The organism is Domibacillus sp. PGB-M46 (genome assembly GCF_022668875.1).
GTDB lineage: Bacteria > Bacillota > Bacilli > Bacillales > Domibacillaceae > Domibacillus.
Window position 1 is genome coordinate 24130 of record NZ_JAKGCR010000002.1, and the last position, 18112, is coordinate 42241.

Below are 18112 nucleotides of genomic sequence, written 5' to 3' on the forward strand. Positions count from 1 at the left end.
TCTCCACCTGTCTCCTACTTCGATTGTTTTACCTGTTCAAGCGCCATACGCGCTGCAAATTGCTCTGCTTCTTTTTTAGAGCGTCCGCTGCCTGTGCCGAGTACTGTACCGTTTAAGGATACTTCCGTAATAAACTCTTTGTTATGAGCCGGGCCTTTTTCTTCTAATATCCGGTAAGACGGGGAGCCTTTTAATTCACGCTGTACAAATTCCTGCAGCTGGCTTTTAAAATCCATTACATGTGAAAACGCTCCTGCACTGATTTTCGGGAAAACGATTTTTTCCAAAAACGGAATGACGGCATCCATCCCCTGATCAAGATAAAGGGCGCCAATGTAAGCTTCAAACACGTCGGCAAGCAAAGCCGGACGCATTCTTCCGCCTGTCATTTCTTCACCTTTTCCGAGTAAAATAAGCCGGCCAAACTCAAGCTCGTTCGCAAATGTAACAAGCGAAGGCTCGCATACAACAGCGGCACGAAGCTTTGTTAACTCTCCTTCTGACATAACGGGATACGTTTTATATAAAAACTGCGAAACTGTCAACTCTAATACGGCATCGCCTAAAAACTCCAGGCGCTCGTTGTCTTCATATGGTTTTCTTCTGTGCTCGTTCACATAAGAAGAGTGGGTAAAAGCCTGTTTTAGGAGCGATTCATTTTGAAAATGGATGCCCATTTTTTCCTGGAATTCTTTAAATTCTTTATTTTTCCGTTCTGAATATCGCTGCTCCTGATTTGTTTTCTTCATTCTGGTTCCTCCGCAATGTTAAAGTGCACACAAAATTAGTTTAGCCGAAAAAAATGCATAGCGCAAAAAGAATTAAAGCGCAAGACAATGTTTATGGATCGCGCTCGTTTAACAATCCTGCATTTCACTTTCGGGAAAGCTTGGACTGGACTGCTTAATGTCTTACGGTCCTGCGTGCGGTTCCCCGGTTTCCATTCAATAAAAGCATGAAAAAAGCAGACCCGCATCACCGGGCCTGCCATTAAGGACGATTAGTTTTTGCTGTTTATGTACGATACAGCGTCGCCTACCGTCGTAATATTTTCCGCGTCATCATCGGAAATTTCCATATCGAATTCGTCTTCAAGCTCCATTACAAGCTCAACTACGTCTAGAGAATCCGCACCTAGATCTTCCTTGAATTTCGCATCAAGGCTGATTTGTGATTCTTCTACACCTAGACGATCAACGATGATTTTCGTTACACGTTCTAATACATCTGCCACAATATTCACCTCCCCTCAAGTATTATAGACGATTCATCCTGCCAAAACACGCTTTTTCTTACATTGCCATGCCGCCGTCTACACCAAGCACCTGGCCAGTAATGTATTTCGCACCATCACCGGCTAAAAATGCAGCTGCAGCAGCAATATCGGCTGTATCGCCAAGCGTGCCAAGCGGAATTTGGCTGATCAGCTGCTCTTTTGCTTCTGCCGGCAGTTCATCCGTCATGTCAGTCGTAATAAATCCTGGCGCAATGGCATTCACTGTAATACCGCGTGGTGCAAGCTCGCGGGCCGACGCTTTGGTTAACCCAATAACCCCTGCTTTCGCTGCTGTATAATTTGCCTGTCCAGCATTGCCGATTCGGCCGACAACCGAAGAAATGTTAATAATACGGCCGCTTTTTTGCTTCATCATTTGGCGGGTAACTGCTTTTGTGCAAAGGAATACACCTTTTAAATTGGTGTTAATAACCTCGTCCCACTCTTGCTCTTTCATGCGCATCATCAAGTTATCGCGTGTGATTCCCGCGTTGTTTACTAAAATATCAAGACGGCCGAATTGGTCAATCGTTTCTTTCACCATTGCCCCTACTGCTTCACTATCAGAAATATCACACTGTACGATAAAAGAACGGCGGCCCATCGCTGTAATTTCATCAGCTGTTTCTTTTGCTTTTTGCTCACTTCCTGCATAGTTCACGACCACGTCTGCGCCTAAACGGGCAAGTTCAAGTGCGATCGCTTTGCCAATTCCACGGGAAGCTCCTGTGACAAGAGCTATTTTTCCTTCGAGGTTCATTGTGTTTCCTCCTTTAGAGCAGCCGCTGCTTTTACAATGGATTCTTCATCGCTCACTGCAATGGTGCGGACACGGCGGTTTACTTTTTTAATTAAGCCGGATAAAACAGTACCTGAACCAATTTCGACAAATGTATCGACTCCTGCATCAAGCAGCGCCTGCACGCTGTCTTCCCATAAAACAGGTGAATACAGCTGTTTTACAAGATTTTCTTTAATCGCCTCTGCCTCTGTTACTGGCTGTGCATCAACGTTGGCAATAACCGGTACGCGGCTTGACTGAATATTGGCTTTTTCGAGCACGGTGCGTAGCTTTTCAGCAGCCGGCTCCATAAGCGGCGAATGGAATGGGCCGCTTACATTCAGCGGAATCACTCTTTTTGCGCCTTTTTCTTTTAAAAGAGCAGATGCCTGCTCTACGCCTTCTTTTGCCCCTGAGATTACAATTTGGCCAGGGCAGTTGAAGTTGGCAGCAGCAACGACGTGGCCGTTTGCCGCAACTTCTGCAACGGCTGCTTCCAGCTCCGCACGGTCCATGCCAAGCACAGCCGCCATTGCGCCTTCCCCAGCCGGTACAGCCGCTTCCATTAAATTGCCGCGCTCATGTACAGCCCAGACTGCGTTTTCGTATGTAATAGCCCCTGCAGCCGCCAAGGCAGAATATTCACCAAGGCTGTGCCCAGCGGTGAAGTCCGGCACAATGCCTTCTTCTTCAAATCGTTTTAAAACAGCCATACTGTGCGCTAAAAGAGCAGGCTGCGCGTTTGATGTAAGTGTCAGCTTTTCTTCTGGGCCATTAAACATAATGTCCGTTAACGAGTAGCCAAGGCGCTCGTCTGCTTGATGAAGCAGTTCCTTGATGGCAGCATGCTCCTCAGCAAGTGATTTTCCCATTCCAACGGCTTGAGAGCCTTGTCCCGGAAATACAAATGCGATTTTTCCCATTGATGATGTCATTCCTTCCCAGTGGCAATTTGTGATTCAATAATAGCCGGCACATTCGCCTGGGCCATTTTGTAGGCTTGTTCGATCGCGTGATAAAAGGCGTTGGCGTCCGATGAACCATGTGCTTTGATGACCGGCGCTTTCAAGCCGAACAAACCGGCGCCGCCGTACTCTGTATAATCCATTTTTGATTTTAACCCGCGCAGCTCATCTTTAAGCAGCAGTGCGCCGATTTTTGATTTAGTGGACGCAGTCAAAGCGGTTTTTAACATAGAAAAAACAGACAACGCGCTGCCTTCGATGGTCTTTAAAACCATATTGCCGGTAAAGCCGTCTGTGACAACAACATCCGCTGCCCCGTTTAACAGTTCGCGGGATTCAATGTTGCCGATAAAGTTCAAACCAGCCGCTTCGCTTAATAGTTTGTATGCGGCTTTTGTTAAATCATTCCCTTTTTTTTCTTCCGTTCCGATATTTAAAAGACCCACACGAGGTTTAGGGATCCCCCGCACTTTTTCTGCATAAACCGAACCCATTACAGCATACTGCAGCAGATGCTCGGGTTTCGCATCCGAATTAGCGCCGGCATCAAGCATAACAAATCCTTTGCCGTCAATTGTCGGAAGCGTCGGGGCCAGTGCCGGACGTTCTACTCCGTCAATACGGCCGACTACAAACAATCCTGCAGCCATAAGCGCACCCGTGTTGCCTGCTGATACACATGCTGCCGCTTCGCTAGCTGCAACGGCCTCTGCCATTAACACGAGTGAGGACTGTTTTTTCCGCCGCACAGCCCGGACCGGCTCGTCTGTGCCGAGAATCACATCGGAAGCATGAACGACCTGCGCCCGGCTGCTCTCTTCTAAATACGGCCGGATTTTTTCTTCATCTCCATAAAGCATTACTTCAAGCTGCGGCATTTCCTTTAATGCCCGATTCACACCTAAAATGATTTGCTCCGGTGCGTGGTCACCGCCCATTGCGTCAATTGCGAGTTTCATCTATTTCCTCCTTTTCTGCAGATGGTGCACGAAACATCGAGAACTCTCCGCGAAACACGAGGTCACTGCCGACGAAACTGGATACCTCTACAATGGTTCGTCCCTTTTGGGATCGAATCACTTTCGCTTTGGCGATTACCCGGCTGTTTTCTTTCACCGGCTGTGTAAAACGAATATCCGCTTTGCCTGTGAGAGCCATTTCATCATTTATTACGGCAACGGCCAGCGAATTCGCCTGGGCAAACAGATGATGCCCCCGCGCAATGCCGTTTCGTTTAAAGACATGCTCTTTTTTTACATCAAAAATAGAAATAGCGCTTTTGTCTAATTCAATATCAATAATATCGCCGATAACTTCTTCGATCGGCAATGAACGCACTTCATCCTGCATATTTTTTTCCGCTACATATTTAATGCGTTCCCTCAGTTCCGGAATGGATAACTCCATCCGATCAAGCCGAATCGTCTGGACGCTTACGCCAAACTCCTGCGCCAGTTCTTCGTCGGTGACAAACGGATTTTCTCTGATTGTTTGATTTAGACGCTCCTGACGCTCTTTTTTTGATCGTCTCATATTTATCCCACCATCCGATATTAGGACTAGGTACTAAAAAACAGTATAAAGATAACAAAAAAAGAATGCAAGAGGCAACTTGCATTCTTAATCAAGCTTTTCACCATCAAACACACCCGAATCATTTAAAACCTTCCGCAAATGCCGATATTCATGGCTGGTCCAAAAATCGGGCGCATTAATTAATTCTTTGGCATCCTCGCGCGCCGTTTCAAGCGCCCGGTAATCATGCACCATGTCCGCCATTTTAAATTCAGGCAGCCCGCTTTGTTTGCGGCCAAAGAAATCCCCCGGCCCGCGCAGCTCCAGGTCTTTTTCACTGAGCACAAACCCATCGTTCGTTTCTGTCATAGCGGTCATCCGCTCTTTACCGGTTTCAGACTTTGGATCAGCAATCAGCATGCAGTACGACTGCTCTGATCCCCGCCCTACCCGTCCACGCAGCTGGTGGAGCTGTGACAAGCCGAATCGCTCTGCATCATAAATAATCATTACAGTTGCATTCGGCACGTTCACCCCGACTTCTACCACTGTTGTGGAGACTAACACGTTCCATTCATTCGCGCTGAATGCCTTCATTACGGCTTCTTTTTCTTCTCCGCTCAGACGCCCATGCATTAAGCCAACTGTAAATCTTCCTCCAAAATACTGGGTCAGCTGTGAATGAACATCAAGCGCGTTTTGAAAATCAAGCTTTTCCGATTCTTCAATCAGCGGGCAGATCACATAAGCCTGCCGCCCTTTTCGCAGCTCTTTTTCCGTAAATTCAAGCACACGGCCAAGCATTTCTTCTTTTGCCCAATAGGTTTCGATTGCTTTGCGGCCAGCCGGCATTTCATTAATGATCGAGACGTCCATTTCACCAAAAACAGTAATGGCAAGTGTTCTCGGAATTGGCGTTGCGGTCATAAACAGGACATCAGGATTTTCACCCTTGGACCGAAGCACGCGGCGCTGATTCACCCCGAACCGGTGCTGCTCATCCGTAATGACAAGTCCAAGCTTATGAAAGATAACATCATCTTGAATAAGGGCATGCGTCCCGATTAAAATATCAATTTCGCCTGCTTCAAGTGCTGCAAGCAGTGCTTTGCGGCGCTTTCCTTTTACAGTTCCGGTTAATAGAGCTGTTGTGACGCCAAACGGCTCCAGCATCTCATGCAGTGATTTTGCATGCTGCTCTGCTAAAATCTCGGTCGGCACCATTAAGGCCCCTTGAAATCCTGCTGTTACGGAAGCATACAGCGCCAATGTCGCAACAGCGGTTTTTCCGCTTCCTACATCTCCCTGCAGCAGCCGGTTCATTCGGTACGGCGATTTCATATCGGCACATACCTCATTTACGGCTTTTTTCTGCGCATTTGTTAATTCAAAAGGCAATGAGTCAACCAGTTCTTTTAGCTTAGCTAGATCATATTTTTGAACAATACCCCCCGACTGTTCCCGAATCGTTTTTCGGAGCGCCTGCATTTTAAGCTGAAAATAGAAAAATTCCTCGTATACAAATCGCCGCCGCGCCTGTTTCATCTCTTTATGTGAAACCGGAAAGTGAAGGGCACGAATCGCCTCTTTTCTTTCCATTAAGCGGTATTGTTGAATCAAATGAACCGGCAGTGTTTCTTCTATATACTCACCAAAGGAGTCGATTGCCTGTTTTACAAGCTTTCGAAACTGCTTGAGTGGAATGGCATTGCGCAGTAAATAGACCGCTTCGAAATCCGTACCGCGTGCATAGGCCCCTTTCTCCATTGTCTGGCCGGAAATAGCCAGGCGGTGGCGGTCCCACTTTCCGGTCACGGTAACCGTATCGCCGACGGACGCTTTTTTCTTTAAGTAGGGCTGATTAAAAAAAGTGACGTTAATCAGATGAGGACCTGACAAAAATTTAAATGTCAGCCGCGACTTTTTCTTTCCGTAATACATGATGGAAGGCTCGGTTTGAATCACACCTTCGATCGTAACTTTTTCATCGTGTTCTGCTTCTTCAGGGCTTTTCAGTCTCATATCTTCATAGCGTGCCGGCACAAATTCCATTAAATCCCCTACCGTAAGCACACCAATAGAAGCCAGAGACGCTTCTGCTTCTTTGCCTGCGCCTTTTAATACACTGACAGGCTGATTCAGCGGATGGCTTGTTTCAAGCATGTTTTTTCCTCCCTTCCTTTTCAACGTGAAAAAGAGAGAGAATAATCTCCCTCTTTTGTTTATTCAACCGAAAAAATAAACGGATACAGCGGCTGTCTGCCGTTATGCACTTCCACTTCGATATCCGGGTACGTTTCTTCAATAAAACTTGTTACTTGTTCAACCGTTTCTTCTGACGCTTCTTCCCCATGAATAACCGTTACGATTTCTGACTCGTCATCGATCAGCGACTGCAGCAGCTCTTTCGCCGCTGATGCCGATTCCGTATGCGTGACTACAATTTTCCCTTCGGCCAGTCCCATAAAGTCATTTTTCTTAATATCGATGCCATCAATGGTCGTATCACGAACAGCGTATGTGATTTGTCCGGTTTTTACCTGCGTGGATGCTGCGGTCATGGCGTCCTTATTCCATGCTGCATCACTTTCCGGATTAAACGCAATGAGGGCTGCCAGACCTTGCGGAACGGTCTTGGTTGGGATAACAGACACAGTCGTTTCCGTGATATCTGCTGCCTGCTCGGCCGCCATAATAATATTTTTGTTATTTGGCAGAACAAACACGTGCTCAGCATGGCACTCCTGGATTGCTTTAACAATATCTTCTGTGGACGGATTCATCGTTTGACCGCCTTCAATAACAGCGGCTGCTCCGATACTCGTAAACAACTCAGCAATACCGGCGCCCATCGCAACCGCTACAACACCATATTTAGCCCGCTGCACCGGCTGGGCTGACGTCTGGGATATGCTGCCAGTAATCGCACTGTGCTGTTCACGCATATTTTCAATCTTCATATTGATTAAGCTTCCGTATTGCTGCCCAACGGTCAGTACTTCTCCTGGATGTTCAGCATGAATATGCACTTTGGCAATTTCATTATCAGCAACCACAAGCAATGAATCACCAAACCGGCTTAATTCATCGCGGAAGCGCTCTTCAGAAAAAGGATGTTTAACGAGCTTTTCTTTTTCAAATTTGACCATAAATTCCGTACAATAGCCAAACTCAATATCTTCTGTGTTCATAAAGCTCTGCACACTTTTACGGTGCTCCGCACTGACAAGCTCTTTTATGTCCTGGCGGTCCGAAAGCGCTGCCGGAAGTGCTTCTCCCTTCAGTTCAGCCAAAAAGCCTTCGTATACAAGCAAAAGACCCTGCCCGCCGCTGTCGACTACGCCGACTTCTTTTAACACAGGCAAAAGCTCCGGTGTCCGGTTTAAGGAAGCCTGTCCTTCTTTTACAAGCGCTTCTACTACCGCGACAATATCAGGTTCTTTTTGAGAAACGGCTACTGCTTTTTTAGCGGCGTCTTTTGCCACCGTTAAAATCGTTCCTTCTACGGGCTTCATCACCGCTTTGTATGCCGTTTGAACGCCTGCTTCAAATGCGGCAGCAAGTTCAAACGCGGATACTTCCTGCTTGCCGGCCACTGCTTTTGCAAACCCCCGAAAAAGCTGGGATAAAATAACGCCTGAGTTTCCGCGCGCGCCCATTAACAGCCCTTTTGACAGCGCTTCTGCCGTTTTCCCGAAATGGCGCTGCGTGCCCGCTTCCGTTTCCTTTGCTCCTGATGTCATTGATAAATTCATATTCGTGCCGGTGTCGCCATCCGGCACGGGGAATACATTCAGCGCGTCAACCATTTGTGCATTTGCTGATAAATGCTGTGCACCTGCCTGCACCATCCTGACAAAGCGCAATCCGTCCAATGAAGTTATACCCACAAAAATTTCCTCCTCACACTACGGGTTCGTTACCCGCACACCCTGTACAAAAATATTAACAGAATCAACTGATAATCCGACAGTTTGATTAAGTGTATATTTTACTTTTGACTGCACGTTGCTGGCTACTTCGGAGATTTTCGTTCCGTAGCTCACGATAATATACATATCAATAAAAACACGGTCTTCTTCCTGGCGTACGACAACGCCGCGCGTAAAATTTTCACGACGCAGCATTTCAGCAAGGCCATCTTTTAATTGATTTTTTGATGCCATACCGACAATACCGTAGCAATCTACCGCCGCACCGCCTGCGATCATCGCGATGACTTCATTTGAAATGTCAACTTGACCAAGTTCAGTCGTTAATTCAATCGTCACAAAACATCCTCCTCGCGAATCAAACTATTCTCATTTTACTATATTTATCTGCCACTTCACAACTCACGGACCGGATCTGCCGCTTATTCACTGTCAAGTGATTTTTCTTGAAAGACTTCTTCAAAGCTGTTGCATTCATCCATTGATTGTGATAAATTATTTAAGTGTCTTGCACATAAAAACGTAGACAATTAACGATCCTGAATAGTAAGGAGTGAATACAATGCCAAAAAAATGTGTTATTTCCGGCCGCAAAGCACGTACTGGAAACAACCGCTCACACGCGATGAATTCAAGTAAACGTACGTGGGGCGCTAACCTTCAAAAAGTTCGTATCCTTGTTGACGGTAAACCAAAACGTGTTTGGGTATCTGCCCGCGCACTTAAATCTGGAAAAGTTGAGCGCGTTTAATTTTTCCTTTCATAAAAAAGCACCTGCGCCAAACGGCACTGGTGCTTTTTTATTTTTTCTTTTTCCCTGCTGACATAAACATCCGAATCATGCCCCCGACAAACTTTGGCAGTTTCAATGTGTAAAATTTCACTAGCTTCTCCTCCCGTCACGGCTTCTAATAACCATTAATATGCCTGAACGGAACGAAAAGACCCCCTTTTTTTCAAGGATTTCATTACTTACACACCTTGAGGAACCCGGCTGAACCGTGTAATTGTCGAGCGGATATTTAAAGCCGGACAGCGTCAGCCCTTTAACGCTTTCATTCAGCGCAAAAAAAGAAACGTACGGCCATCCTTCCCTTTGAGGAATAACTGCTTCTCCGGGTGAATAAACAGCCAGTTCATTTTGACAGTCTACGATCATAACCGGACAGGGAAGCTCCCTTTTTAACAGCAGTGTAACCGCCCCGAAAAAGTGATCAAGACGGCCGCCGGTTACGCCATATAAAAAAATCATCTCTGGGTTTTGCTTTGCCGCGTCATTGAGGGCAATTTCAAGGTCAGTTTCATTTTTTTCCGCTGGAAACTGCACATGATCCCGGACTTCTGCCGCCACACGGCGCCATTCTTTCTCCGTAATGGAATCAAAATCGCCAAAGGCCTTGTCCGGCGTGATCCCACGGTCAAGCAAATAAAGAGCGCCACGGTCTACACCAATCCATTGCTCCCTCAAGGCGGGATCCCTTTTTAACACAGGCAGTTCCGTTTCCGGACCGCCGGCAACAATGCGGATAATCACGCTTTTTCCGCGGCAGCCCGGATCGCCCGGATCGCCGCACCCCGGTCCTTTTCATTATAGATCGCTGAACCGGCAACTAGCACATTTGCTCCGGCCTCTGTACAAATCCGGGCCGTTTCCGTATTGACACCGCCGTCTATTTCAATATCCACCGACACACCCGCTTTTGTAATCATGTCGCGAACACGGCGGATTTTCGGTACAACGGCTTCAATGAAAGACTGCCCTCCGAACCCAGGATTGACAGTCATTAGTAAAACCATATCAATATCACCGATCACATATTCGAGTACATCGACCGGCGTAGAAGGGTTTAACACGACTCCCGATTTAATGCCAAAGGAGCGGATAAGCTGAATAGTCCGGTGCAGATGCGGACATGCTTCAGCATGAACCGTAATAATATCGGCTCCGGCTTTCGCAAACGTCTCAATGTACTGATCAGGGTTGCTGATCATCAAATGAACATCAAGAGGTAATGCTGTTACCGGCCGGATCGCTTCCACAATCAGCGGGCCGATCGTGATATTCGGCACGAAATGTCCATCCATCACATCTACGTGAATATAGTCAGCTCCACCCGCTTCTACGTCTTTTATTTCTTCATCAAGCCGCGCAAAGTCAGCGGATAAAATAGATGGGGCAATCTTGATCATAACGTCAGTACCTCGGCTTTCTCTCTTTAATTTCCTCTATAAATTGCAAATAATGCTCATAGCGATAATTTGGGATTTCTCCTTCTGCTACTGCTTCTTTTACCGCGCATTTCGGCTCATTTAAATGCAGGCAGCCCCTAAATTTACAATCGGAGCTCCGGTCTTCCATTTCTGGAAAACACGCGGATAATTCATCTAGCTCTATTCCTTCAAAATCCAATGAACTAAAACCCGGGGTATCGGCGACTAGTCCGCCTGCCGCTGGAATGAGCTCCACGTGCCGTGTTGTATGCTTGCCCCGTCCCAGTGAACTGGAGATTTCATCCGTTTTCAAGGCAAGATCAGGCCGGATCGCATTTAACAGGGAAGACTTTCCAACGCCTGACTGTCCGGCGAATACCGATGTCTTTTCTGTTAAGTGGCCTTCCAGCAAGTGAAGGCCGTCCATTGTTTCTGAAGAAGTTTCCACAACGGTGTAGCCAATCCTGCGGTAATCGGCCACGTATTTATCGAGCGTTTTTCTGTCTTCAGCTAAATCCATTTTGGTCAGGCAGATAACCGGTTCAATATTCTTTGATTCAATTAAAACTAAAAAACGGTCTAGAAGCACTGTGCTGAAAGCAGGTTCCATCACTGAAAAAACGAGGACCGCCTGGTCAATGTTCGCAACAGGCGGACGAACCAAATCATTTTTTCGCTCTTTAACGGTTAGGACGTAGCCTTCTTTTTCATTTTCTGCTTCGTATTCGACATAGTCGCCGACAAGCGGTGTAATATTTCTTTTCCGAAATACCCCCCGGCCCCGGCACTGAATAATACTTTCTCCATCGAGCACATAGTAAAAACCGCTTAACGCTTTAATAATTTTGCCTTCTGGCATGTAGCACCACCTTATTCAGATTGTGTTTTTTCCGGGTAAGGAATCGTTTCATCCATAATGACGACCTGATCCCGCACCACTTTATATCCTGCTTTTTCGTTTTTCTCAATCACAAACTGCAGTGTTCGCTTCGTTTCTTCTGTAATTAAAAACTTTTCATATGGTTCTGTCATACTGTGTGTGGCATCTTCTACGTAAATCTGAACCTCTTGAGGCTCTCCTTCCACCTCAGGCTCGTATGGAATCACCACTTCTGTCGAGACTTCTGCCGGCGGAATTTCCTCCGGTCCTTTTGAAAGAGTGACTTTAACTGTACTGCCCGGCGCCACTTCACTTCCGGCCTGCGGCGACTGCCTGATCACCTGGCCGGCCGCAACGGAATCCGAATATTCTTCTTCGGAAAAATCAATGATAATGCCATTTGCATCCTCATAGTCTTCCAGGCTTTTTTTTGTATACCCTGAAAGATCTGTCAGCTCGACATCGGCAAGGCCTATGCTCACCGTTAATTCAACGTCTGTTTCTTCCGGAATGACGTCTTCATCCGCATCTGGTCTTTGCTCCAGCACCGTCCCTGGTTCACTGTCGTCATATTTCGACTCGACGACTTCAACATTACGAAAGCCGGCCTCCTCCAGCAATTCCCGTGTTTCTTCGAGTGTTTTCCCGGTGTAATCTTCCATTGCTTCTTTTTCTTTGCCAGCCGAGACAAACAAGTCAATCTCACTGCCTTCTTCTACCGTTGTTCCCGCTTTTGGCACCGTTCGAATCACTTTTCCTTCTTCAATATCTGCACTGAATTCCTCATCGGAGTCACCTACAATAAAACCGGCATTTATTAAAGTGGCGGCAGCTGCTTCCGGACTGCTTCCGTTTGTATCCGGCACTGCTATCTGCTTCGGCACCATCAGCATAAACCAGGCTGCCGCACTGAGGGCACCCAGAATAAGGAGTACAAGCAGAAACCATGGCCACTTTCTTTTCTTTTTTTGCGGCTTAGTATTTGTATCACTATCTGTTTTCTGCTTGATTTCTACAGGCGGTACAGACGGCTGGATTCGCTCCGGCGGCTTCGATGAAATAATCGGAATCGCTTTTGTGACTTCATCATTATCATCCGGAATTTTAAATTTTTCCTCATGCATGCGGTAAGGCTCTAAAGCAGTAGACAAATCATGTTCCATTTCTTCTGCACTCATATAGCGGTGAAAAGGATCTTTTGCTGTTGCATGAAGGACGATATTTTCAATGCTTTGCGGAACTCCCGGATAAAGTTGTTTAATAGATGGAGTTTCTGCCTGCAGATGCTTTAAAGCAATGGAGACAGCCGATTCACCCGAAAACGGGAGTTTTCCCGTTAACAGCTCGTACATGACAATCCCAAGTGCGTAAATATCAGACTTTTTTGTCGCCATTCCCCCTCTTGCCTGCTCGGGGGAAATATAATGAACAGACCCAAGAACCGCATTTGTCTGCGTGATAGAAGTTGCACTCATCGCCATTGCAATACCAAAGTCGGTCATTTTTACAATTCCATCCCGATCAATAAGCATATTGTGTGGTTTTACATCACGGTGAATAATGGAATGCTGATGGGCAAATGCAACGGCCGCAGTCATCTGCCTCATGATATCAATAACGGTTTCGTACGGAACGGGAGAAAATTGCTGAATGTATTCTTTCAGCGTCATTCCGTCCACATATTCCATTACGATAAAGTGAATATTATCTTCTTCCCCAACATCGTAAATACTGACTATATTCGGATGAGCCAGGCTTGACGCTGCCTGGGCCTCACGCTGAAACCGACGCAAAAATTCATCTTCTCCGGCAAAATCAAACCGCAGGACTTTAATAGCCACATCCCGGTCTAAAATCATATCACGGGCCAGGTATACATGCGCCATTCCGCCGCCGCCAATCGCCCGGACGATTTTGTAGCGCCCGCTTAAGCTTCTGCCAATTAACATCGCCGTCACCCGCTTTCGCGTTCGGCACAATGCTCGAGAATTGCGACTGTAATATTGTCTTCTCCGCCGTTTTCATTGGCCAGACGAATCAGAGTATTTGCTTTTTCATGAAGCGTATCTGGTGATTGCAGAATATGGCTCATTTCAAGAGCTGACACTTTGTTTGATAAACCATCAGAGCAAAGAAGGAGCAAATCTCCTTCTTCAAACATGATCGTTCTGTAATCAACAGACAGCTTTTCGTCTGTTCCGAGAGCTCGTGTTAGTACATTTTTTTTCGGATGACTCTCTGCTGCTTCCTTGGTAATTTCACCTGATTTAACGAGTTCATTCACAAGTGAATGATCTTCCGTAACTTGTGAAAAGCCGTCCTCACTCTGCAGGTAACAACGGCTGTCTCCAATGCTCGCAATCGCACAAAACCGGTCTGTGCAAAGGGCCGCTACCAGTGTCGTTCCCATACCGCTGCATTCTGGATGGGTATGGGCATGAAATAAAATTTCTTTATTGATCACTGGTATAATCGCCTTCATCCAGTTTAAGGCCTCATCCGGCGATTGAATATTCAATGCTGTTTCGTTCCAATGCTGTTCAAACATGCTGATGGTCATCCGGCTTGCGGTATCTCCCGCATTGTGCCCGCCCATTCCGTCTGCTACAACGGCCAGGCACAAGCTGCCGTTATGATGAAAAACGCCCCCGCTGTCTTCATTGTGCGAGCGCACTCGTCCGCGGTCTGTTTCAAACACAGCATTCATCTTGTCACCTCGTTTCGCTGGCACGCTCTTTCGCCCGAAGCTGGCCGCATGCTGCATCAATATCCGTTCCCTGCTCACGTCGGATCGTTACGTTTACACCATTGTTTTTCAATGTTTTTTCAAACTCAAAAATCTTGTTGCGCGGTGTGCGAACATAATCCCGCTCAGGCACGTAGTTCACCGGGATTAGGTTTACGTGGCACTTAATTCCTTTGATCAAAGCAGCAAGCTCTTCTGCATGAGCCACTGAATCATTCTCACCGCCGAACAGTCCGTATTCAAATGTGATACGGCGGCCCGTTTTTTCTGTATAGTAACGAATCGCTTCCATCAAGTCCTTCAGCTTGTATGCACGGTTAATCGGCATAAGCTTTGTGCGCAGTTCATCATTTGGTGCATGAAGAGATACCGCGAAGTTAATTTGTGTTTTTTCATCGGCAAATTTGTAGATTTTCGGTACAATCCCGCTCGTTGATACGGTAATGTGCCGCGCTCCAATGTTCAAGCCTTTTTCGTGGTTAATAATGTGTAAAAATGACATCATTTCCTCGTAATTATCGAACGGCTCCCCGATACCCATAATGACGACAGAGCTTACCCGTTCTCCTACTTCATCGAGTGCCTGCTGCACTTTCACAACCTGCGCCACAATTTCACCAGCTTCAAGGTTCCGTTTTAAACCGCCAAGTGTTGATGCACAGAACGTACAGCCGATTCGGCAGCCAACCTGCGTCGTTACACAAATGGAGTTGCCATATTCGTGGCGCATCAGCACGGTTTCGATTGAATACCCATCATGCAGTTCAAATAAAAATTTAATCGTACCATCAGCGGATTCCTGCTGAATGGCTGTTTTCAGCACCGTAAACACAAATGCCTCATCGAGCTTTGTGCGCAGCTCTTTCGATAAGTTGGTCATATCATCCACGGTTTTCGCCCGTTTTACATACAGCCAGTCAAAAATTTGATCAGCCCGAAATGGCTTTTCCCCGTTTGCTGAAAGCCACTCTTTAAGCTCATGAAGTTCCAGTGAATAAATGGATGGCTTCTTCGGTTCCGTCTGCTTTTTTCTCGCTGTTGTCATTTATTTATTTTCCTTCTTTCTAAATTTACTTATAAAAAATCCATCGCCGCCAAAATCGTCTGGAAATACTTGAACCATATTCGCTTCTTTTTCTATAGAGATATGCTCAAGAGGGGCAGGCTCGAATTCGGGATGAGCATCCAAAAAGGCGTTCACCGTACCTTCATTTTCTTCCCTATCGACCGTACATGTACTGTAAACGAGGACACCGTCCTCTTTTAAAAGCGGCACAGCGGCATCTAAAATCGCCAGCTGAATCCGCTGCAGGTTATCGAGATCCTGTTCCGTTTTCGCATATTTCAAATCCGGTTTCCGGCGAATAACGCCAAGCCCTGAACAAGGAGCATCCACTAAAATCGCATCAAAAGTTTTTTCTGCAAACAGTTCTCCTGCTTTGCGGGCATCCTGCTTTTGAACATGGATGTTCGAGAGCGCAAGCCGCTCGGCATTCTGAGCAACAAGTTTCAGCTTGTGCGCGTGAATATCCAGCGCATCAATCCAGCCTTCTCCATTCATTTGTTCAGCAAGATGTGCGGTTTTTCCGCCCGGTGCTGAACACATATCTAAAACACGCTGGCCGGGCTTCACACCTAAAACAGGGGCGACGAGCATTGAACTTTCGTCTTGAATGGAAATAGCCCCGCTTTTAAAAAGGTTTGAACGTGCTGCATTTCCTTTTAAAATTCTGACTGCATATGGAGAGACGTCAGAAGGTTCTGCTTCAAACCCCTCTTCTGTCAGGGCCTGGATGGCTTCATCACGCGTCATCTTCATACTGTTTACACGAACGGTCTGTTCTGGTGCTGTTAAGTTGTGACGGCACATCGCTTCTGTTTTTTCTTTCCCATATGCCTTGATCCATCTTTTCACAAGCCAGAGTGGATGGCTTGTTTCAATCGAAATGCGTTCTGCGTCATCTTGAATGGAAGCCGTATCCGGAACACCTTCTCGCTGGACAGACCGAAGCACACCATTGACCATGCCGGAAATGCCTTTATGGCCCCTTTTTTTCGCAATTTCAACTGCTTCATGAATAACCGCCCTTTCCGGTACTTTATCAAGATAGACCATTTGATAAAGAGATAAACGAAGTAAATTATGCACCCAGCGCTCAGGCTTTTTTTTCAAAAAAGGAGCGAGATAGAAGTCAAGCGTCATCTTCCGCTGAATGGTGCCATAGGTGATTTCCGTCAGCAGCGCTGCATCCCGGCCCGACAAATTATTTTTTTCGATTGCCGTATTCAGCATCAAGTTGCTGTAAGAACCGCTTTTTTCTACCGTATCAATTAAGTCGAGCGCAATTTCGCGCACATTCAATGATTTCATATTAGTCTCCAAATACAGCACCGGCTTGAAGGAATGATCCTGAACCACGCAGGTAATCGCGTGCACTCATCCGTTTTTTTCCTGCCGGCTGCAATTCTGTTATTTTAAGCGCTGTTTCTGAACCGGTCGCAACGACAATGCCGTCTTCTTCAAGAGCAAGTACGGTGCCGGGTGCGCCGCTTTTGCCCGCCGTTTTTTCACTTTTCCATACTTTCACGACTGCCTCATTAAGAGTGGTATACGCAACCGGCCAAGGGCAAAGCCCTCTTACCTGATTGTACAGTTCTTCTCCCGGGCGGCTCCAGTCAATTTTTTCATCCTGACGGCGAATATTAGGCGCAAATGTTGCTTTTGCCCCGTCCTGGGGGGTCCGCGAAGAAGTGCCTTCGATGATAGCCGGGATGGTTTTAGACAGCAAATCCGCACCAACTGCACTTAGTTTGTCGTGCAGGGTGCCTGTGTTGTCATCTTCCTCAATGGTCACAGCCGCCTGTGAAATAATGTCCCCTGCATCCAGTTTTTCAGCCATATACATAATCGTGATGCCTGTTTCTTTTTTTCCCTGAAGGATCGAATAGTGAATCGGAGCACCGCCTCGAAGTTCCGGCAAAAGAGAGGCATGAACATTAATGCACCCATAATTTGGCGCCTCAAGAAGGGCATTCGGCAAAAGCTGCCCATATGCTGCCGTAACGACTAAATCAGGCTTTAAGGCGATAATTTCATCGAGCTCGGCCGACTTCGACAGCTTTTCAGGCTGCAAAACCGGAAGCCCATGCTCTAGAGCTGCTGCTTTAACCGGCGGCGGCGTTAACACTTTTTTACGGCCTACAGGTCGATCGGGCTGTGTGACCACAGCTAGGATTTCGTAGCCGTCTTTGATGATCTGCTCAAGCACCGGCACGGAAAAATCCGGGGTTCCCATAAAAACGATCGTGGTCACTCTTCATCCGCTCCTTTCAATTCCTCAGCCGGAATATATTTTTCCACTTTAGATGTAAATAACACGCCGTCTAAGTGATCCATTTCGTGCAAAATAGCCCGGGCCAGAAATCCGCTTGCTTCAAACGTGTAAAACTGGCCTTTGACGTTTTGAGCTTTGATTTTAATTCGTTTGGGGCGGGTTACTTCCCCGTATAGATCAGGAAAGCTCAAACATCCTTCGATATCTGTCTGGCTGCCCTCTGAAAAAAGCAGCTCAGGATTGATTAACACAATTAAGCCATGCTCGTCTTCAATATCTACAATGGCAAGGCGCATATCTTTCCCGATTTGCGGGGCAGCGAGGCCGACGCCGTCCGCTTGAATCATGGTTTCCTGCATATCACGCACCAGGCGCTTTAATTTACTGTCAAATTGTTTAACCGGCTGGCATTTTGTTTCTAAAATGTCGGCTGGATGTTTAACAATGGATAAAATCGTCATTGCGTTCCTC

At 46.7% G+C, this 18112-nt stretch carries 20 protein-coding genes; 1 reads left to right on the forward strand and 19 read right to left on the reverse strand.

The window, feature by feature from the left end; translation table 11 throughout:
- Positions 1-14: 14 nt before the first annotated feature.
- The 9 genes from rnc to L2D08_RS02105 all read right to left on the reverse strand — a co-directional run bounded on the left by rnc (position 15) and on the right by L2D08_RS02105 (position 8808).
- On the reverse strand, positions 15-749 hold the full coding sequence (gene rnc, locus L2D08_RS02065; RefSeq protein ID WP_242232077.1) for a ribonuclease III: 735 nt from the start codon (positions 747-749) through the stop codon (positions 15-17).
- A 251-nt stretch (positions 750-1000) separates the two neighbouring features.
- Positions 1001-1234, reverse strand: coding sequence for an acyl carrier protein (acpP, locus tag L2D08_RS02070; protein WP_242232078.1), 234 nt, complete (start codon positions 1232-1234; stop codon positions 1001-1003).
- A gap of 58 nt (positions 1235-1292) precedes the next feature.
- Positions 1293-2036, reverse strand: a complete 744-nt coding sequence (fabG, locus tag L2D08_RS02075) for a 3-oxoacyl-[acyl-carrier-protein] reductase (protein WP_242232079.1) — start codon at positions 2034-2036, stop codon at positions 1293-1295.
- The gene (gene fabD / locus L2D08_RS02080; RefSeq protein WP_242232080.1) at positions 2033-2980 is read right to left on the reverse strand and encodes an ACP S-malonyltransferase; all 948 of its coding nucleotides are present in this window, start codon (positions 2978-2980) and stop codon (positions 2033-2035) included. The genes fabG and fabD overlap by 4 nt, the downstream gene beginning before the upstream one ends.
- A gap of 8 nt (positions 2981-2988) precedes the next feature.
- On the reverse strand, positions 2989-3981 hold the full coding sequence (gene plsX, locus L2D08_RS02085) for a phosphate acyltransferase PlsX (RefSeq protein WP_242232081.1): 993 nt from the start codon (positions 3979-3981) through the stop codon (positions 2989-2991).
- Entirely contained in the window at positions 3965-4555 is a 591-nt protein-coding gene (gene fapR, locus L2D08_RS02090) for a transcription factor FapR (RefSeq protein ID WP_242232082.1), read from the reverse strand. The genes plsX and fapR overlap by 17 nt, the downstream gene beginning before the upstream one ends.
- Positions 4556-4642: 87 nt before the next feature.
- Positions 4643-6700, reverse strand: coding sequence for an ATP-dependent DNA helicase RecG (gene recG / locus L2D08_RS02095; protein ID WP_242232083.1), 2058 nt, complete (start codon positions 6698-6700; stop codon positions 4643-4645).
- Positions 6701-6759: 59 nt separating this feature from the next.
- Positions 6760-8427 (reverse strand): DAK2 domain-containing protein, encoded by a 1668-nt coding sequence (locus L2D08_RS02100; RefSeq protein WP_242232084.1) that lies wholly within the window; start codon positions 8425-8427, stop codon positions 6760-6762.
- An 18-nt stretch (positions 8428-8445) separates the two neighbouring features.
- Positions 8446-8808 carry an Asp23/Gls24 family envelope stress response protein gene (locus L2D08_RS02105; protein WP_242232085.1) on the reverse strand — a complete coding sequence of 121 codons (363 nt, stop codon included), beginning with the start codon at positions 8806-8808 and terminating at the stop codon, positions 8446-8448.
- A 223-nt stretch (positions 8809-9031) separates the two neighbouring features.
- On the opposite strand from L2D08_RS02105, the gene rpmB reads away from it, so the two are divergent.
- A complete protein-coding gene (gene rpmB / locus L2D08_RS02110) occupies positions 9032-9220 on the forward strand; it encodes a 50S ribosomal protein L28 (protein ID WP_045850130.1) in 189 nt (62 codons plus the stop codon).
- Positions 9221-9269: 49 nt separating this feature from the next.
- On the opposite strand, the gene spoVM is transcribed toward rpmB, so the two are convergent.
- From spoVM to def, 10 genes are read right to left on the reverse strand one after another with little or no spacing between them, the layout of a single operon-like run.
- Positions 9270-9353 carry a stage V sporulation protein SpoVM gene (gene spoVM, locus L2D08_RS24425; RefSeq protein ID WP_050181490.1) on the reverse strand — a complete coding sequence of 28 codons (84 nt, stop codon included), beginning with the start codon at positions 9351-9353 and terminating at the stop codon, positions 9270-9272.
- A complete protein-coding gene (locus L2D08_RS02115; RefSeq protein WP_242232086.1) occupies positions 9353-10003 on the reverse strand; it encodes a thiamine diphosphokinase in 651 nt (216 codons plus the stop codon). Before L2D08_RS02115 ends, spoVM begins: the two co-directional genes overlap by 1 nt.
- Positions 10000-10659, reverse strand: coding sequence for a ribulose-phosphate 3-epimerase (rpe, locus tag L2D08_RS02120; protein ID WP_242232087.1), 660 nt, complete (start codon positions 10657-10659; stop codon positions 10000-10002). The genes L2D08_RS02115 and rpe overlap by 4 nt, the downstream gene beginning before the upstream one ends.
- Positions 10660-10663: 4 nt before the next feature.
- On the reverse strand, positions 10664-11539 hold the full coding sequence (rsgA, locus tag L2D08_RS02125) for a ribosome small subunit-dependent GTPase A (RefSeq protein WP_242232088.1): 876 nt from the start codon (positions 11537-11539) through the stop codon (positions 10664-10666).
- An 11-nt stretch (positions 11540-11550) separates the two neighbouring features.
- Positions 11551-13509: a Stk1 family PASTA domain-containing Ser/Thr kinase gene (gene pknB / locus L2D08_RS02130; RefSeq protein ID WP_242232089.1), complete on the reverse strand. Its 1959-nt coding sequence runs from the start codon at positions 13507-13509 to the stop codon at positions 11551-11553.
- A gap of 5 nt (positions 13510-13514) precedes the next feature.
- Complete coding sequence (locus L2D08_RS02135) at positions 13515-14267, reverse strand: Stp1/IreP family PP2C-type Ser/Thr phosphatase (protein ID WP_242232090.1); 753 nt, start codon at positions 14265-14267, stop codon at positions 13515-13517.
- A gap of 4 nt (positions 14268-14271) precedes the next feature.
- Positions 14272-15351: a dual-specificity RNA methyltransferase RlmN gene (gene rlmN, locus L2D08_RS02140; RefSeq protein ID WP_242232091.1), complete on the reverse strand. Its 1080-nt coding sequence runs from the start codon at positions 15349-15351 to the stop codon at positions 14272-14274.
- Complete coding sequence (gene rsmB / locus L2D08_RS02145; RefSeq protein ID WP_242232092.1) at positions 15352-16677, reverse strand: 16S rRNA (cytosine(967)-C(5))-methyltransferase RsmB; 1326 nt, start codon at positions 16675-16677, stop codon at positions 15352-15354. It lies immediately after the preceding gene.
- Between the two features lies 1 nt (position 16678).
- Positions 16679-17620 carry a methionyl-tRNA formyltransferase gene (fmt, locus tag L2D08_RS02150; protein WP_242232093.1) on the reverse strand — a complete coding sequence of 314 codons (942 nt, stop codon included), beginning with the start codon at positions 17618-17620 and terminating at the stop codon, positions 16679-16681.
- Positions 17617-18102, reverse strand: a complete 486-nt coding sequence (gene def, locus L2D08_RS02155) for a peptide deformylase (protein ID WP_242232094.1) — start codon at positions 18100-18102, stop codon at positions 17617-17619. The genes fmt and def overlap by 4 nt, the downstream gene beginning before the upstream one ends.
- Positions 18103-18112: the final 10 nt, after the last annotated feature.